The 16569-nt window shown below is 60.3% G+C and carries 14 protein-coding genes and 1 pseudogene; 11 read left to right on the top strand and 4 right to left on the bottom strand.

All coding sequences use genetic code 11. The features are described from left to right. Window positions 1–3 precede the first annotated feature (3 nt). Window positions 4–1011 carry a LacI family DNA-binding transcriptional regulator gene (locus tag AM571_RS35305; protein ID WP_074065512.1) on the bottom strand — a complete coding sequence of 336 codons (1008 nt, stop codon included), beginning with the start codon at window positions 1009–1011 and terminating at the stop codon, window positions 4–6. 193 nt (window positions 1012–1204) lie between these two features. Here AM571_RS35305 and AM571_RS35300 point away from each other — a divergent pair, with 193 nt between their 5' ends. The 7 genes from AM571_RS35300 to AM571_RS35270 all read left to right on the top strand — a co-directional run bounded on the left by AM571_RS35300 (window position 1205) and on the right by AM571_RS35270 (window position 10207). Next, window positions 1205–3130, top strand: coding sequence for an ABC transporter substrate-binding protein (locus AM571_RS35300; RefSeq protein ID WP_074065511.1), 1926 nt, complete (start codon window positions 1205–1207; stop codon window positions 3128–3130). Between the two features lie 89 nt (window positions 3131–3219). Next, entirely contained in the window at window positions 3220–4206 is a 987-nt protein-coding gene (locus AM571_RS35295; protein ID WP_074065510.1) for an ABC transporter permease, read from the top strand. A gap of 16 nt (window positions 4207–4222) precedes the next feature. Beyond that, window positions 4223–5365: an ABC transporter permease gene (locus AM571_RS35290; protein ID WP_074065509.1), complete on the top strand. Its 1143-nt coding sequence runs from the start codon at window positions 4223–4225 to the stop codon at window positions 5363–5365. Next, window positions 5340–6404, top strand: a complete 1065-nt coding sequence (locus AM571_RS35285; RefSeq protein WP_132549679.1) for an ABC transporter ATP-binding protein — start codon at window positions 5340–5342, stop codon at window positions 6402–6404. Before AM571_RS35290 ends, AM571_RS35285 begins: the two co-directional genes overlap by 26 nt. Beyond that, window positions 6401–7462: an ABC transporter ATP-binding protein gene (locus tag AM571_RS35280; RefSeq protein WP_074065507.1), complete on the top strand. Its 1062-nt coding sequence runs from the start codon at window positions 6401–6403 to the stop codon at window positions 7460–7462. Before AM571_RS35285 ends, AM571_RS35280 begins: the two co-directional genes overlap by 4 nt. Continuing rightward, window positions 7463–8302 (top strand): 5-deoxy-glucuronate isomerase, encoded by an 840-nt coding sequence (locus AM571_RS35275; protein ID WP_074065506.1) that lies wholly within the window; start codon window positions 7463–7465, stop codon window positions 8300–8302. A 30-nt stretch (window positions 8303–8332) separates the two neighbouring features. Beyond that, complete coding sequence (locus AM571_RS35270) at window positions 8333–10207, top strand: GH39 family glycosyl hydrolase (RefSeq protein ID WP_074065505.1); 1875 nt, start codon at window positions 8333–8335, stop codon at window positions 10205–10207. 339 nt (window positions 10208–10546) lie between these two features. Here AM571_RS35270 and AM571_RS37950 read toward each other — a convergent pair. Together AM571_RS37950 and AM571_RS37945 are read right to left on the bottom strand one after the other, a co-directional pair. Further along, window positions 10547–10633 (bottom strand): annotated as a pseudogene (locus AM571_RS37950) (transcription factor); the annotation flags it as partial. Between the two features lie 337 nt (window positions 10634–10970). Next, window positions 10971–11183 carry a hypothetical protein gene (locus tag AM571_RS37945; RefSeq protein WP_237358632.1) on the bottom strand — a complete coding sequence of 71 codons (213 nt, stop codon included), beginning with the start codon at window positions 11181–11183 and terminating at the stop codon, window positions 10971–10973. Window positions 11184–11244: 61 nt separating this feature from the next. Between AM571_RS37945 and AM571_RS35265 the strand changes: the two genes are divergently transcribed. Continuing rightward, window positions 11245–12051, top strand: a complete 807-nt coding sequence (locus tag AM571_RS35265) for an alpha/beta hydrolase (RefSeq protein WP_237358631.1) — start codon at window positions 11245–11247, stop codon at window positions 12049–12051. Window positions 12052–12111: 60 nt separating this feature from the next. On the opposite strand, the gene AM571_RS35260 is transcribed toward AM571_RS35265, so the two are convergent. Next, complete coding sequence (locus AM571_RS35260; RefSeq protein WP_074065503.1) at window positions 12112–12825, bottom strand: GntR family transcriptional regulator; 714 nt, start codon at window positions 12823–12825, stop codon at window positions 12112–12114. Between the two features lie 268 nt (window positions 12826–13093). On the opposite strand from AM571_RS35260, the gene AM571_RS35255 reads away from it, so the two are divergent. From AM571_RS35255 to AM571_RS35245, 3 genes are all read left to right on the top strand, one after another. Further along, window positions 13094–14176 (top strand): ABC transporter ATP-binding protein, encoded by a 1083-nt coding sequence (locus AM571_RS35255; protein ID WP_074065502.1) that lies wholly within the window; start codon window positions 13094–13096, stop codon window positions 14174–14176. Between the two features lie 28 nt (window positions 14177–14204). Continuing rightward, window positions 14205–15503 (top strand): ABC transporter substrate-binding protein, encoded by a 1299-nt coding sequence (locus AM571_RS35250; RefSeq protein WP_074065501.1) that lies wholly within the window; start codon window positions 14205–14207, stop codon window positions 15501–15503. 151 nt (window positions 15504–15654) lie between these two features. After that, window positions 15655–16569 (top strand): ABC transporter permease, encoded by a 915-nt coding sequence (locus AM571_RS35245; protein ID WP_074065500.1) that lies wholly within the window; start codon window positions 15655–15657, stop codon window positions 16567–16569.

The raw sequence follows: 16569 nt of genomic DNA, 5'->3' as shown, positions 1-16569 counted from the left end.
CGATCAGGTCGTCTCGCGGATCATGAGCTCCGGTTCGATTACGACCCCGTGCTGCCTGTTCTTCGTGACGATACGGCTGAGCAGCAGTTCGACCGCCGCTTCGCCCATCTCGCGCTTGTGCACGCGAAGGGTCGTCAAGGCCGGAGACATCAGCTCGGCAATCGGTATGTCGTCGAAGCCGACCAGGGCCATTTGATGCGGCACGGTGATGCCCGCCGCCCGGCAGGCCTTCATGGCGCCGATGGCGTTGAGATCGTTGTAGCAGACCAGCGCGTCGAAACCTGGCTTGGTGCCTAACAGCTCTTCCGCTGCAATACGCCCGCCGGCAACCGTTGGGTCGCAGTAGACCGGCTCAGGCGCCTTCAGCCCGTGTTCGGCCAAGGTCTTGCCGATGCCGATCAGACGACATTTACCGCCATAGGAATTGCGAGGACCGGCGATGATTGCAATCTTGCGCCGGCCACGTGCCACGAGGTGATTGACCGCCTGCGAAGCCCCGTGCTCATAGTCGGTCATTATGGTCCCGGCGACATCCTTCGGCGCCTCACGGTTGATGAGCACCGCTGCGCGATGTGGGCCGAGCGCCTTGTGCAGCGCCGCGTCTGGCAGGCGCGCGCTGCACACGATGATTCCATCGACGCGATGCACCAGGAACGCATCGATCAACTCGGCCTCGCGCTTGCTGCTTTCCACGACGTTCGACAAGAGCAGATTGTAGCCGGCGGCATTGGCTGCGTCTTCCGCACCGCGGATGATCTCGGGGAAGAACGGGTTGGTAATGTCCGGAACCAGAAATCCGATGGTTCTCGATCGATCGGACCGCAGCCCGCGTGCGAAAGGATTGGGCCGGTAGTTCAGCGCGCTGGCAGCCGAGACAACGCGCTCGCTGGTTTCGGCACTGGCGCCGCCATGGCCGTTCAGCACGCGTGAAACGGTCATCGGCGACACGCCCGCCGCGCGGGCCACGTCGGCGATGGTGGTCTTCGATTCGAAATCCTTTGGCCGGGTCAAATGCTCGTCTCACTGCAAACTGATGGTAACGATATCGCACACATATAGGGTAAAATCCAGATAAAATACCGCAATCCGAGGTGCCGAGAGAATACCATTTGACATCGATTTACGGTAACGATAACGTAAATCAACGAGGAGAAGGACTAGAGGATAACGACAGACGTCTGCGGGTTCACATTGGGAGGAAATGATGAAGCTCGTCAAAGATCTGCAACGGCAAGCCGCTCGTGCTGCCGTTCTCGCACTTGTTGTTGGCGCCGGCTGGGCCGGGGCTGCAGTCGCATTTCAGGAGTCTCCGCAGCTCAAGGCGCTCGTCGATGCGGGAAAATTGCCCCCTGTTGACAAGCGCCTCCCGGCAAAGCCCCTCGTACTCACGCCGCTCCAGTCGGTTGGCAGCTACGGCGGCACCTGGCGCACCGCCACTTTCGGCGGCGGCGACAGCGAGATCGAGCGCTCGATCGGCTATACCCGGCTTGTTCGCTGGAACCCCGAATGGACTGAGGTCATTCCCGATATCGCCGAGAGCTTCGAGGTCAATGCCGACGCCACGGAATACACGTTCACTCTGCGCGAAGGCACTCGCTGGTCGGACGGCGAACCTTTCAGCGCCGACGACCTGATCTTCTGGGACGAGCATGTCCTGCGCAACAAGGAAATCACGCCCTCGCCCCCGGCATGGCTGACGGCAGGCGGCGAGCCCGTCAAAGTCGAAAAGTTTGGTGACTACAAGGTCGTGTTCAAGTTCAAGGCGCCCAACGGCCTGTTCCTGATGAACATGGCCACCATCCGCGGCGCCGATATCCTTGCCGCTGCGCCGGCGCACTACCTCAAGAAATTCCACAAGGATTTCAATCCAGAAGGCATCGCTGCGCTGGTCAAGCAGGCCGGCGCTGCAGACTGGGCGCAGCTCTTCAACAACAAGATCTCGTTCCCGGGCCGCTGGCGTGACGTCGGCCGCCCGGTGCTCGACGCCTGGATGCTGACCGCCCCCTATGTCGGCACATCGCAGGTCGTGTCAGAGCGCAACCCTTACTATGCCAAGGTCGACACCGCCGGCAACCAGCTTCCCTATCTCGACAAGGTCACCATCGACGTGATGGAAGACACCCAGGCGATCATTCTGAAGGCGATCAATGGCGAGATCGATATGCAGAACCGTTTCATCGAGACCACGGATGCCCGCCCGGTCATCGTTCAGAACCAGGAAAAGGGCGGATACAGGCTTTTCATCGCGCGGCCGGCCTGGTCCAACGCCTTGCTTATCACACTGAACCAGACCCACAAGAACAAGGTGCTGCGCAAGATCTTCTCCGACAAAAACTTTCGCATCGGTCTCAGCCATGCGATCAACCGCGAGGAGCTCAACCAGCTCATCTACGCCGGCCAGTCGAAGCCATACCAGGCCGCTCCGCGTGAGGGCAGTGCGCTCTATGACGAGCAGATGGCGACCCAGTACCTCACGTATGACGTCGATCTTGCCAACCGGTATCTCGACAAGGCGGGACTGACCACCCGTGACGGCGAAGGATACAGACTGGGGCCGGACGGCAGGCGCGTCACCTTCGCCATTGACGTACTGACGGGCAGTCCGATCCAAAGCGACGCGCTCGAACTGATCCAGCGCTACTGGAGGAAGGTCGGCATCGATATGCAGCCGCGACCGACCGAGCGCTCGCTCATCTTCGCCCGTCTCCAGACCAATGAGAACGATGGCATCGGCTGGGTTGGCGGCGGAGGCTACGATTTTCTGGGACTGCTCGATCCCAAATGGTACTTCCCGCATGAATATGAATCGAGCTTCGCTACCGCCTGGGGTCTTTACTACCAGAACCCCAACGATCCGAATGCCGAGGAGCCGAGCGAGGAAGCCAAGAAGCAGATGGATCTGTACCGGAAGGTGCAGCAGAGCGCGACACTTGAGCAGCAGCTCGCGGCCATGAAGGAACTGCTCGCCATTACACGCGACCAATTCTACATCATCGGTACCAACCTCGAACCCGACCGCGTGGGCATCGCCAAGAAGAATATGCGCAACGTGCCCGACGTGATCCCGAGCACCTCTTTCTATATGATCCCCGGGCCGGTTAAGCCCGAGACCTTCTACTACGAAAACTGACCTTCCGAACCGGACGGCGACAGGACCTGTCGCCGCCCTTGTGTCTTGTGGCGGGCGATCTGCCCACAAACATCGCAAGGAGCGAAGAAATGGCCGGATTCATGATCAGACGCCTGCTCTACATGATCCCGATGATGTTTGTGATTTCGATCGTCACCTTCATCATCATCCAGCTTCCGCCGGGCGATTTCCTGACCGCTTTGACCGCCCGGCTGGCGTCGCAGAACGAAACCATCGATCCCGGGGTGATCGCTGGCCTGCGCGAGCGCTATGGGCTCGACCAGCCGTTGGTCGTCCAATACTGGAAGTGGATCAGCGGCATTTTGCTGCGCGGCGATTTCGGGCAGTCCTTCGACTGGAACAAACCGGTCAGCGAGCTTATCTGGTCGCGCCTGAACCTGACGATGGTGGTTTCGCTCATCACGCTGATCTTCGTATGGGCGGTGGCATTCCCGATCGGCATCTATTCGGCCGTGCGGCAATATTCGGTGGGCGACTACATCGCCACCTTCTTCGGCTTCCTCGGCCTTGCCATTCCAAGCTTCCTGCTGGCGCTGGTGCTGATGTATTTCAGCGCTCACTATTTCGGGCTGAGCATCGGTGGACTGTTCTCGCCTCAATACATGAACGCCGCCTGGAGCTGGGGCAAGCTTTGGGATCTCATGAAGCATATGTGGATCCCCGTCATCGTGCTCGGCACCGGCGCGACGGCAGCCCTCATCCGCATCATGCGAGCAAACCTGCTGGACGAGCTCAACAAGCCCTATGTCGACATGGCACGCGCCCGCGGTCTCAGCGAGACCAGGCTCCTCCTGAAATATCCGGTGCGCGTGGCGCTCAATCCGTTCGTCTCAACGCTTGGCTGGGTGCTGCCGCACCTCGTCTCCGGTGCGGTCGTGGTGTCGATCGTGCTCAGCCTGCCGACAACCGGGCCGCTGCTGCTCAGCGCGCTTTTTGCCCAGGACATGTATCTGGCCGGCAGCATCATTCTGCTCATGAGCATCCTTACCCTCATCGGTACGCTGATCTCCGACCTGCTTCTTGCATGGCTCGATCCGCGCATCCGCAACGGTTGAAGAGGAGGCAACTGCAATGGCCGATCAAACCGTGGCAACGGCCATCCCAAAGATCAAGCCCGCCAAGCACGCAAACGCATCGGCAGGGCAATGGCGGCTGATCTGGTGGCGGTTTTGCCAGCACCGGGTGGCTTTGGCTTCGGGTGCCGTCATCGTGCTGGTCTATCTGATTGCCGCCTTTGCCGAGTTCCTGGCGCCGATGTCGGAGCAGGCTTATGATCCACGCTTCACCTATGCCCCGCCGCAACGGCTCAGGTTTGCGGGCCATGACGCCAACGGCGCGTTCCACATGCTCTATGTGAACGGCTACCTTGCCAAGGTCGACCCGATTGCGCTCAGCCGTACCTATGAACCTGATCCGAACACGCTCATCCCGGTGGGTTTCTTCGTCAAGGGCGAGCCCTACCGGTTCTGGGGCCTGTTCGAGACCAACCGCCACCTGATCGGTCCGTTCGAACCGGGTCAGCCTTTTTACCTGTTTGGTGCTGACCGGCTTGGCCGCGACGTGCTCAGCAGAACCATCCATGGAACCCGCATCTCGATGTCGGTGGGCCTGATCGGCGTGACCATCAGTCTGATCCTCGGTATTCTTTTAGGCGGCATATCGGGTCTTTACGGCGGTTGGGTGGATGATGTCATCCAGCGCGGCATCGAGCTTTTGAAGTCGATACCAACCATTCCGCTGTGGATGGGACTGGCGGCGGCCGTTCCGATCAGCACCGACCCGATCGTTGTCTACCTCTGGATCACCGTCATCCTGTCGCTGATCGGCTGGACTGACATGGCGCGCGTGGTGCGTGGGCGCTTCCTGTCGCTCAAGTCTGAGGATTTCGTGATTGCCGCAGAGCTCGACGGCTGTTCGAAGATGCGCATCATCTGGCGACACATGGTGCCGTCATTCATGAGCCATATCATCGCCTCGGTGACGCTGGCGATCCCTACCATGATCCTGGCCGAGACGGCACTGTCTTTCCTCGGCATCGGGCTCAGACCTCCGGTGGTGAGCTGGGGTGTCCTGCTGCAGGAGGCGCAGAACATCCTGGCTGTCTCTAACGCGCCCTGGCTGTTCCTGCCCGGACTGGCGGTGATCATCACGGTCCTTGCGCTCAACTTCCTTGGTGATGGAATTCGCGATGCTGCAGATCCCTATGAGTACTAAACCCATGCCTGCCAAAGAGACAGACCGGAGCGCTGCGCCGGACCCGCTGATCGAGGTCGACAACCTTCACACCCATTTCTTCGGCAATGCGGGATTGGTGCGGGCGGTCGACGGCGTGTCTTTCTCGATCCCGCGCGGCAGGACGGTGTGCGTCGTGGGCGAATCCGGCTCCGGCAAGAGCATTACCGGGCGCTCGATCCTGAACCAGGTTCCGCGCGGCGGGCGCATTGTATCGGGCGCAATCCGCTACAGGCCAGACGCCGGCAAGCCGCCGGTGGACATTGTCGCGCTCGATCCACGCGGCAAGGATATGCGGGCGATTCGCGGCGCTCAGATCGCCCTGATCAGCCAGGAGCCGATGGCCGCGCTCTCGCCGGTCCACACGATTGGCAATCAGATGATCGAAGTCATTCGCCTGCATCTGAACATGGGCCGACGCGAAGCGAAAGAGCATGCGATCGAGACGCTGTCGCTTGTCGGCATTCCCCGCCCGAGGGAGCGGATGGAGAGCTACGCTTTCCAATTTTCCGGCGGCATGCGCCAGCGCGTCTGTATTGCACTTGCGCTTTCCTGTCGCCCAAAGCTCTTGATCGCCGACGAGCCGACCACGGCACTTGACGTGACGACGCAGGCCAACATCCTCGACCTGCTTTCGACGCTGCAGGCCGACTTCAATCTTTCGGTGCTGTTTGTCACCCACGACCTCGGCGTGGTGTCCGAGATCGCCGACGAGGTGGTCGTCATGTATCTGGGCAAGGTCGTCGAGGCCGGCGACGTCGACACCATCTTCCACGCGCCGGCACATCCCTACACCAGGGCGCTCCTGCAATCGGTTCCGCGAATGCATGGCGGTGGAACAAAGCGGCTCCCGACCATCGAGGGTATGGTGCCTTCGCCTTTGGACCGCCCGCAGGGATGCGGTTTTCACCCGCGCTGCGCAATGGCGGTGGCAGGGCTTTGCGACCGCAAGGCTCCCGAGCCGGTCACGATATCAAAAGGCCACGTTGCAAGCTGCCTTCTGCATGGAGAAAACCGATGACGGCCGACACACCCCGGCGACAGAACGCGCTGCTCGAGTTGCACGATCTCAAAATGCATTTCCCCATCCATCGAGGTGCATTCCGACGGGTCGTCGGTCATATCAAGGCCGTTGACGGCGTGTCTCTCAGCGTCGACAGTGGCGAGACGCTGGGCATCGTCGGCGAATCCGGTTGCGGAAAGTCGACGCTCGCGCGCACCATCCTGCGCGTCTACCGCCCGACGGCAGGCGAGATCGCCTATACCGGGCGCAGCGGTGCGCCCATCGATCTTGCGAGATTGTCCGGACCGGGGCTGAAAGAGATTCACCGCGATATCCGCGTCGTCTTTCAGGATCCGCAATCTTCGCTTAACCCGCGCATGCGCGTCATTGACATCATCGGCGAGGTGCTGAAGGTGAATGGCATCGCAACGGGCTCGGAACTGGTGGATCGGGTCGCCGAGCTGCTGCGCAGCGTCGGACTTCGCCCCGAATTCATGCGCCGCTATCCGCACGCCTTTTCCGGCGGAGAAAGGCAGCGCATCAGCATCGCCCGCGCGCTTGCGCCCGAACCGCGCCTGGTGATCGCCGACGAGGCTGTCTCGGCTCTGGATGTGAGCGTGCAGGCGCAGACCATCAACCTGTTGCAAGACCTGCAGGAGCGCTTCGGGCTGACTTACCTCTTCGTGGCGCATGACCTTTCGGTCGTGCGTCACATCTCCGACAACGTTGCGGTCATGTATATGGGGAAAGTCGTGGAAAAGGCGCCGACCAACGCCATTTTCGCCAGCCCTCGCCACCCTTATACCGAAGCCCTTCTTTCGGCCGTCCCCATCCCGGATCCAAGGCTGCGCCGCCGTGGCCGCCGCATCCGGCTTGCCGGCGAGGTGGCCGATCCGGCGAACCCTCCTTCAGGCTGTCCGTTCCACCCCCGCTGCCGCTACGTCACAGACCTCTGCAAGAGCCATGTACCGCCACTGCGGCCAGTCAAGACGGATGACCATTCCGTCGCTTGCCACCACGCCGAAACCTTGAAGCTCACGCCCTTCGACGAGCACCCACTTGCGGAGTTGCATTGAATGCCAGAACTCATTTCCCGTAGCGAGATCCGCGCCCGCCCGCTCGTCGACCAGTCGTCGGCTACCCTGGAGCTCATTTATTTCGACCTTCTCAAGCTTTCTGGCGGCCGTCAGGAGCGAAGACGGCTGCCGGCGCATGAAAGCCTTTATGTCGTGCTCTCAGGTAGGGTCGACATCGAGGTCGACGGCATTCGCTTCGAAGCGGTCGGCCAACGCGCCGACATCTGGTCAGGTGACGCCGATTGCGTTTATGCGCCCGTCGACGCAGACGTCGTTGTCACGGCAACAAGCGGGAATGCCGAGATCGCCGTGGCCGGTGGGATCTGCGAGAGGCGCTATGCAGCTTTTCGCGTCACGCCTCAAGAGGTCGACGCGGTCAATGTCGGCTCCTTCGAGACCCATAGTCAGCGCCGCATAGCCCATCTGCTCGGTCAACGCCAGAACGGGCGCTGTGGTCATCTCCTGGTGAGCGAACTCTACGCCGGCGACGGTTGCTGGTCAGGCTACCCGCCCCACAAGCACGACACCGAGTGCGGCGATGTCGAAAGTCGTCACGAAGAGCTCTACCATTACCGCTTCCTGCCGGAGACCGGTTTCGGTGGACAGATCGTCTATGAAGAGAACGGGCCGGTCGAGACATTCATGACCCGCAGCGGCGACACGTTCCTGCTCGACCGCGGCTATCATCCGACGGTTACGTCGCCCGGACACCGCAGCTACATCTTCACCATCCTCGTCGGCAAGCATCGCCGTGGTCTTATCCAGCGCTTCGACCCGAAGCATGAGCACCTGACCGGGGTCATTCCAGGCATCGACGCAATGCGCGCCAAATTCAAATAGCCTCTTTAACCAACCAAGGAGATTGCGCGAATGCGCCAGCGCACAAAGATAGATGTCGACGTGAGCAAGCCGGTGCGTCCTTTCAAACGCTTCTGGCGCGGCACGGGCTTTTCTCCGGCAGAACTGCTGCTGGAGCCGGAAATGCGCCAGATGGTCGCCTATCTCGGCGGCGTACCGCATGAAGGCGTCCGCTATCTGCGCGTTCACTATCTGCTCAACCTGCTGACTGCGACCGGAGGCATTGAAAACCCCAGATACGACTGGTCGCTGCTCGACCGCGCACTCGACGTGATGGTCGAGCATCGGCTCAAACCGTTCTTCGAACTGATGGGCAATCCATCCGGCATCTTCACCGATTATGAGAACATCGACCAGGTCAAGGCGTGGCGCGACCTGGTCACGGCAGTGGCGGAACGTTATGCCGGGCGCTATGGCATAGAGGAGCTACGCAGCTGGTTTTTCGAGACGACCAATGAGGCGGACTCCGGCTGGTGGACCTACGGTGAGCGGGGCTACACAAACTATTATGATGCCTGCGTTGCCGGGCTCGACGCCGTCGACCGCTCCTTACCGATGGGTGGTCCCGGGACGGCGCGCACGCTCTCGCCGATCTTTCGCGCCATCGTTGCGCACTGCGATAAAGGCGTGAGCTGCCTGACCAACGACGGCCCGCCGCGGATCGACTTCATTTCCATCCATGAAAAGGGCGTCAATGGCAGCATCGAGGATCTGACGCCCAACAGCAAGGGCATCATCGATCGCACGCTGCTTACCGTCGACTATTTGCGGCAGCATCATCCGCGGCTGGCTGAATTGCCGATCGTCAATGATGAATGCGATCCGCAGCTTGGTTGGTCCGACCATCACTCGTGGCATGGAAAGGCCTATTATGCCGCAATGATCGGCAAGATCATCGAGCAGCACGAGCGCCGCATCATCGCCCCCGGGGCGGCCGACTTCACCTTTCTGAGCAACGATCACGCCTTCATCGGCGGCTGGGGGCAGCGAACGATCTTTGCTTATTTCGGACCCCGCAATTTCCGGCGGGCGCAATGGGAGCACAAGACCGATCTGAGCACGTTGGAAACCGACGTCGACGCTGCCCCGCCTTTCGAGCAGATCAAGAAGCCCGCCCTGACATCGCTCGAATTGCTGGCAACGCTGGGCGATACACTCTGCGAGGCGACAGCAAATCCGAAACTCGATCCGGACATAGACGGGCTGGCCGTCCTGCCTACAAAACTTGCCGATGGCGGCGCCTCAATCGCGCTGATCCACTCCGTCGACGCAATCACACAGTCCGGACGAACGTCGGTGCGGCTTCAAATCGACGGATTAAAGCCGGGCCGTCACGCCGTTTGCCTGCTGCGCATCGACAATGAGTTTACCAATCCCATGGAAGTGTGGGAGGCGCAGCGGGACGAAGGCAACCCACGCGGTCCCTGGGAGCCGGTCGGCGCACCGCGCGAGCCAACCGCCGATCAGTTTGCCCAATTGCGGCGCGCCCAGGAGCCTGCGCTTTTGCACCCGATCAGCATCGTCGACGCGCAGGAAGGCCGGATCAGCCTCGACCTTGACGTGCCACTGCCCTCCCTCACGCAAATACTGGTAGTCCCCGACACGGGAGCGGCGCCGTCCGCGCCGACCGGGCTGACGGCGACGCGCTACCGGGGTCTTGGAGAGCGGGCGCAACGGATGCTGTTCTGGGCCGCAGGCGATGCCAGTCCGGGCATTTTCTACGACGTCTTGACCAGCACCGATGGAAAGACCTTCGAGAAGGTCAATCCCGCTCCTCTGATCTCGACGGCCTACTTGCATGTATCGCCGCAATCGGGCGCGCGCCATGCCGTGCGGGCGCGCGACGCCTTCGGACGGGAGAGCCCACTCTGCATCATCGCCGACTGATACTGGCGCCGCGGGTGTTAGATGCACACACAGTGGGTGCCAACGCATCTCTTGCCCGCGTCGGGCTTCTCGCTCGCACTTGGATGATCATGTCGTTGACACCGAGTGTGCCAAAGGGATAGGGCAGTCATGGCCGCAGGTTGGCACGATTGATCGGAAGCGGCAGGGGAGGATGCAGCTATCGGACCGACTCTTCGACATAAAGCCGCGCTCAGACCAGCAGCCGCGCTGCGTATCCAAGCTTGTGTTCTGCATTAATATAGTAACCGGCTGCGTGCGTCACCGACTTGTAACGCGACAACTGGATGGCCTCCAGCAGGGAGATGCCGCGATTGGCGGCCTCCGCAGGCCGTGCTCATCATAGAGGTCGTCATGCGCGGACGTCGTGCCGGCCGGCACGGCACGTCGGCCTTCGGCAGCGAGATCCCACACGGTAGCGGACGGGTCTGCCGTTCAACTCATCATTGCCGGGCTGACGCAAAGGCTGGTCGCCTCGCTCCACTATGCCATCTTCGCCCCCGCTATTCTCGATCCACCCAGTCCATCGATGTCATGGCTGTCGTCTAGATGATCACGACGCTTTTCAGGCGATCGCCTTGGGGGGTCGTCAATCCGACGCAGGTCGTTGCACGGCGGCAAACAGAAACCGGCGCATTGGCCGTGGCCAGGTGCCCGCTTTGCCAAGATTTTTCCAACGCCGGCGTGATTTCCAGGTCTTGAGGCAGGCTCGGGACAAATACTCCCGGAAACTGCTTCCCTTTCTTTACACGAAAGCAATTGCCGCTACAGTCTTGGCCGACCACTGATATTGAGAAGCGAGGATCAAGAGGAGTTTCATGCCATTGCGATCAAAAACCGGTTTGGCTTTCAGGGTGATGGCATGCTTGCTTCTGCTATCATCGCTGAACGGTATGGCACGTGCCGATGGCGCCAGCGCAACAAAGTCGGATCCACGATCGCGCGCCAAGGAAATCATTGCTCGGCTTTTAGACGACAAGAGTGAGTTTCGCGACCGAAGGCTGCGCTTCGAGGAGGCGATGAGGGCCACGCCTGAGCCAACGCGGGTACAGATACGAGACGTCGATGCCGATGGCGTTGACGGCGAGTTGATCTGGCCCGCTCGCCTCCACCACCCGCTTGGCAAACGGGCGATCCTCTATCTCCACGGTGGAGGCCTTTATGGCGGCTCCTTGCGTAGTCATCGAAACATCGCCGCGTCGTTCGCGAAGGCCTCGTCTGCCGATGTGCTGTTGATCGAATATCGGCTTTTGCCTCAGTACCGCTTTCCGAGGCAGGTCGAGGATGCAGTCACTGCGTTTCGATGGCTGCTTGAATCGGGCTACGAGGCGGCAAACATTGTGGTGATCGGAGATTCCGTCGGCGCAACCTTGGCACTTCAAATGTCCCTTCGCCAGATCGCCACAAATGGCGAGAAGCCCGCTGCCGTGATCGCTATCAGCCCGGTTACCGATTTTGAGGGTGCGGGGGTTCCAGCGCATGGAAAGGACGAGGTTTCGCTGAGCCGCGAATGGCTGCAGCAGGTGGGGAAAGAATATGCGGGCAAGGGGACTGCCTCGCTTCAAACCGTGTCGCCGATAAACAGCGATTATTCAGGCTTTCCTCCGACCCTGCTGCAAGTCGGGGACAAGGAGGCTTTGCGGGGGGATGTTCAGCGGCTTTTCGAAAAGCTGAAGGCTTCCAATGTCGATGTGCGGCTCGATGTCGTGCCGGGCCTGTTCCATGGGGCCTCGTTGTTTCCGTTCTGGCTCGACGAAGCAAGGAGATCCAACCAGAATGCGGCCGAGTTTGCGATGGCTCATTTCGCCGATAGACCACTGCAATGAAACCGGGTTGGCAATGCTCTGACAGCCGGAATTAGCCTTCGTGTGCCAAGCTGGCCAATTCTAGACGGAAAAGGCCTCCTTCAGTCCGAAGCTTTTGCGTTCGCGCAGATCCAGATCGGCTTCTATATGGGAAATATGGTGCACCATCAGTCGGCAGGCGGTATCGAGATCGTCGTTTTCGATGGCTGCAACGATATCGCCATGCTCTGTATGGCCGCAGCTTGATACGGTCGATTGACCGTAGAGAGCAATGACGAGCGAGGAGCGGGCGACGAGTTCTTCCATGAAGCGCTGCATGATGGCATTGCCGGAAATCTGTGCGAGCATCAAGTGAAAATCGCCGGAGGCCTTGATTTCCGCGCGTCGCGCTGTTTGGCCGCGCTCGCTCATCAGACGGCCCTCTTCCAATAGAAGCTGCTTCAGGTGCTCAATCTGCGAAGGTGTAATTCGCGCGGCCGCTTCGCGCAGGATTCCGGGCTCCACGAGACGCCGGGCAGCGAAAATCTGACGGGCCTCGTCAGGGGAGGGATAGGCGACGAAGGCGCCGCGGTTCTTCTCGACGCTGACGAGTCCCTCGTAAGACAGCGCCTGGAGTGCGGCACGGGCAAGCGTGCGGCTGACGTTGAAGAGATTTCCGACATCGCCTTCAGAAAGTTTCGTGCCCGGAGAAAGGCGGCGCTCGACAATCGCATCGCGGATCGCATCACGAATTTGCTGCGCGCCTGTCTCGGCTGAATCATCTGTCGAAAGAACTGCGTCAGAGGTGGACTTCATGAAATCGGATACCTGATTATCACCCCAATGATAGACAGCTTCGCAAGAAATGTTAAACGGAATTTGCAAGCAAAATGCAGGTCAAATTGTATACGATCATCTGCATAAATCGCGGACAAAAGCCTATTTCCTGTGCACGTCGATGGAGGACTGAATTGGGCGGGAGCTTTGGACCTTCCGAAAAAGCCAAGTGATTCATGGGATTTGAGGCCGGCGACAAAACTGGCACGGCGGATGCATCGATCTTTCTCGAACAGGGGAAGACACGATGTCGAAAGCGGCGGAAATCGATATAGCATCCGTTTCGAAGGTTTATGGCGCGACGACTGCGGTCCACGCCATCAGCTTGAAGATTCCGGCTGGGTCATATTGCTGCTTCCTCGGCCCATCGGGCTGCGGCAAGACCTCGACGCTCCGCATGATCGCCGGCCATGAAAGCATCTCGTCGGGCGATATCCGCCTCGGCAATACCGTCGTGACCGACTTTCCTCCCGCCAAACGCGGCACGGCGATGATGTTTCAGTCTTATGCACTCTTTCCACATCTGGACCTTATCGACAATGTCGCCTTCAGCCTGAAGATGAAGGGACTGGGCAAGGACGAGCGCCGGGCCAAGGCGCTGGAGATGCTGAAGCTGATGCAGATGGAAGCTTACGCGACCAGGCGTCCGGCGCAGCTTTCGGGCGGCCAGCAGCAGCGCGTGGCGCTGGCGCGGGCGCTGATCACCGATCCGGAAGCGCTGCTGCTTGACGAGCCCTTGTCGGCCCTCGACCCGTTCTTGAAGATCCGTATGCGCGCCGAGCTCAAGAAGCTTCAAAAGACGCTTGGCATCACCTTCGTCCATGTGACGCACAGCCAGGAAGAGGCGATGGCGCTTGCCGACATGATTGTCGTCATGAATGACGGCAAGATCGAACAGGCGGCAGCACCGCGCCAGGTCTTCGAGCGCCCGGCCACGGCTTTCGTCGCCCGTTTCATGGGCGACCACAACGTTCTATCCGGACGCGTGGTCGCTGCCGAAGGCGGCGTGATCACCCTCAAGGTGCCGGAAGGCCAGACATTTTCCGTGCGTGGTGAGGGCAGGAAGGTGGGCGAGCCTATCGATATCGGCATCCGCACCGATCGCGTCCGCCTCGAAGCGCCTGCGGAAAAGACGCTCGGCTTCCACGGCGTGGTTTCCAACATCGAATACCGCGGCGCTTCGGTGAAAATCACCGCAATCGGCGCGGGCAGTGACGACTTTACGGTCATCGCGAGCGACGGCGATTACTTCGCCAGACCCGTATCGATCGGCGATGCGGTGGCTTTGAGTTGGACCCTGGAGGATGCCATCCTCCTCGGCCGTCCTTGAACTTTGCAATCAAAAAAGGGGAACTGACATGACGACTGAAACGAAGACAACCAAGACCGCGAAGGGCATTTCCCGCCGTTCGCTTTTGAAGACGGGCGCTGCCGCGATCGGTGCGGCCGCCGGCTCGGGCCTGATCACCGGCTTTCCGACGATCTGGGCGCAGTCCAGCATCACGCTTCGCCAGTTCGGCACGGGCGTTTCCAACATCAACGCGATCGCCGAACAGTGCAAGAAGGACCTCGGCATCACGCTTGAGATGACGGCAACGGACTCCGACGCTGCTGCCCAGCGTGCGGTCACCCAGCCGGACAGCTATGACATCGCCGACATCGAATACTGGATTGCCAAGAAGGTCTTTCCGACCGGCGTCCTCCAGCCGATGGACACGTCGAAGCTGAAATATTTCGACAAGATCGTGCCGCTCTTCATCAACGGCAAGATGAAGCCGGACAGCGTCATTGCGCAGGGTACTGCACCGCATACGGTCGGCTTCGTCGAAGGCGCCGATTCCAAGACCTTCGCCAAGGAGCCGACGAAGTGGATGACGATGGTTCCGACCATTTACAACGCCGACACCCTGGGCATCCGTCCGGATCTCGTCGGCCGCGAGATCACCACCTGGGCCGACATCATGGATCCGAAGTTCAAGGGCAAGACCTCGATCCTGAACATTCCCTCGATCGGCATCATGGATGCCGCGATGATCATGGAAGCCATGGGCAACATCAAATATGCCGACAAGGGCAACATGACCAAGGAAGAGATCGACAAGACGATAGAATTCCTGATCAAGGCAAAGAGCGAAGGCCAGTTCCGCGCCTTCTGGAAGAGCTTCGACGAGTCGGTCAACCTGATGGCGTCGGGCGAGGTCGTCATCCAGTCGATGTGGTCGCCGGCCGTTGCCGCTGTCCGTTCCAAGGGTATTGCCTGCAAATACCAGCCGCTCAAGGAAGGCTACCGCGCGTGGGGCGGCGGTCTCGGCCTTGCCTCGCACCTCAAGGGTGCTCAGCTCGACGCCGCCTACGAGTACATCAACTGGTACACATCCGGCTGGGTCGGCGGCTACCTCAACCGCCAGGGCTACTACTCTGCCTGCATGGAAACCGCCAAGGGCTTCATGTCGGCCGATGAATGGGGCTACTGGATCGAGGGCAAGCCGGCGCAGGGCGACATTCTCTCGCCGGAAGGCAAGGTCATGGAGAAGGCCGGCGCCGTGCGCGATGGCGGCTCCTTCGAGGCCCGCATGGGCGCTGTTGCCTGCTGGAACTCGGTCATGGATGAAGACCGCTACATGGTCCGCCGCTGGAACGAGTTCATCGCCGCATAAGGTGCTCGCCGCGTTCGTCTCCTCAATCCCCCGACAGGAGGAGGGACCGGAGAGGCCGCGGCAGACACTCCCTCCTTCTGCGGGAGGGCTGGGGAGGGGTCTTTCGGATCCCTTCCAGTTTGGTTTCCGCGAATGTCTAAGAGGATGGCAGATGGCAACGATCGCTTCCGCACAACCCGGTGAGAAGGCTGAGCGCGTTAAAAGTGGCGGTTTTCGCCTTCCGCTGGCTGCGATTTCCTATTTCCAGGCTCTGCCGCTCTTTCTGATCCTCGGTTTCTTCTTCCTGCTGCCGATCGCGATGATCGCTGTCGTGAGCTTCTGGGATTATGACTTTGCGGGGCTCTATCCCGCCTTCCTCACCATGAATTATACCGAGACGCTCGGTTCGTGGGTCACCTGGAAGATCTACCTCAACACGCTCAAGTTCACCGTCATCGTCTGGGCACTCACGCTCCTCATCGGTTTTTGGGTCGCCTATTTTCTGGCTTTCCATATCCGCAAGACCTCGACGCAGATGATCCTCTTCCTTGTCTGCACCGTGCCCTTCATGACGTCGAACATCATCCGCATGATCTCGTGGATCCCCGTGCTCGGCCGCAATGGGCTCGTCAATACGACGCTGATCGAGATGGGCCTCATCCCACAGCCGATCGAGTGGTTGCTCTACTCCGATTTCGCCGTCGTACTCGCCATGGTGCACCTTTATACGCTCTTCATGGTGACGCCGATCTTCAACACGCTGATGCGCATCGACCGCTCGCTCTTCGAGGCGGCGCGCGATGCCGGTGCCAGCGGCTGGCAGATCCTCTGGAACGTCGTCATCCCGCTTGCAAAACCGGGCATGGCGATCGGTACGATCTTCGTCGTGACCCTGGTGATGGCGGATTTTTCCACCGTGCAGGTCATGTCCGGCGGCCAGAGCGCTTCGGTGGCGCTGATGATGAAAAACCAGATGTCGCTGCTGCAGTATCCGGCCGCTGCCGCCAATGCTGTCGTGCTTCTGGTCGTCGTGCTCTTGATGGTCGCCGCCATTCTGCGCGTCGTCGACATCCGCAAGGAGCTTTGA

This window comes from Rhizobium etli 8C-3 (assembly GCF_001908375.1).
GTDB classification, from domain to species: Bacteria; Pseudomonadota; Alphaproteobacteria; order Rhizobiales; family Rhizobiaceae; genus Rhizobium; species Rhizobium etli_B.
This window is presented reverse-complemented; position numbering and strand designations above follow the sequence as displayed.

What these genes read in the sequence shown, in the direction of transcription:
- AM571_RS35300 (WP_074065511.1), top strand. Translation starts at nt 1,205, where the DNA reads ATGAAGCTCGTCAAAGATCTGCAACGGCAAGCCGCTCGTGCTGCCGTT.
- AM571_RS35295 (WP_074065510.1), top strand. Translation starts at nt 3,220, where the DNA reads ATGGCCGGATTCATGATCAGACGCCTGCTCTACATGATCCCGATGATG.
- AM571_RS35290 (WP_074065509.1), top strand. Translation starts at nt 4,223, where the DNA reads ATGGCCGATCAAACCGTGGCAACGGCCATCCCAAAGATCAAGCCCGCC.
- AM571_RS35285 (WP_132549679.1), top strand. Translation starts at nt 5,340, where the DNA reads ATGCTGCAGATCCCTATGAGTACTAAACCCATGCCTGCCAAAGAGACA.
- AM571_RS35280 (WP_074065507.1), top strand. Translation starts at nt 6,401, where the DNA reads ATGACGGCCGACACACCCCGGCGACAGAACGCGCTGCTCGAGTTGCAC.
- AM571_RS35275 (WP_074065506.1), top strand. Translation starts at nt 7,463, where the DNA reads ATGCCAGAACTCATTTCCCGTAGCGAGATCCGCGCCCGCCCGCTCGTC.
- AM571_RS35270 (WP_074065505.1), top strand. Translation starts at nt 8,333, where the DNA reads ATGCGCCAGCGCACAAAGATAGATGTCGACGTGAGCAAGCCGGTGCGT.
- AM571_RS37945 (WP_237358632.1), bottom strand. Translation starts at nt 11,183, where the DNA reads ATGATTTCCTTGGCGCGCGATCGTGGATCCGACTTTGTTGCGCTGGCG.
- AM571_RS35265 (WP_237358631.1), top strand. Translation starts at nt 11,245, where the DNA reads ATGAGGGCCACGCCTGAGCCAACGCGGGTACAGATACGAGACGTCGAT.
- AM571_RS35260 (WP_074065503.1), bottom strand. Translation starts at nt 12,825, where the DNA reads ATGAAGTCCACCTCTGACGCAGTTCTTTCGACAGATGATTCAGCCGAG.
- AM571_RS35255 (WP_074065502.1), top strand. Translation starts at nt 13,094, where the DNA reads ATGTCGAAAGCGGCGGAAATCGATATAGCATCCGTTTCGAAGGTTTAT.
- AM571_RS35250 (WP_074065501.1), top strand. Translation starts at nt 14,205, where the DNA reads ATGACGACTGAAACGAAGACAACCAAGACCGCGAAGGGCATTTCCCGC.
- AM571_RS35245 (WP_074065500.1), top strand. Translation starts at nt 15,655, where the DNA reads ATGGCAACGATCGCTTCCGCACAACCCGGTGAGAAGGCTGAGCGCGTT.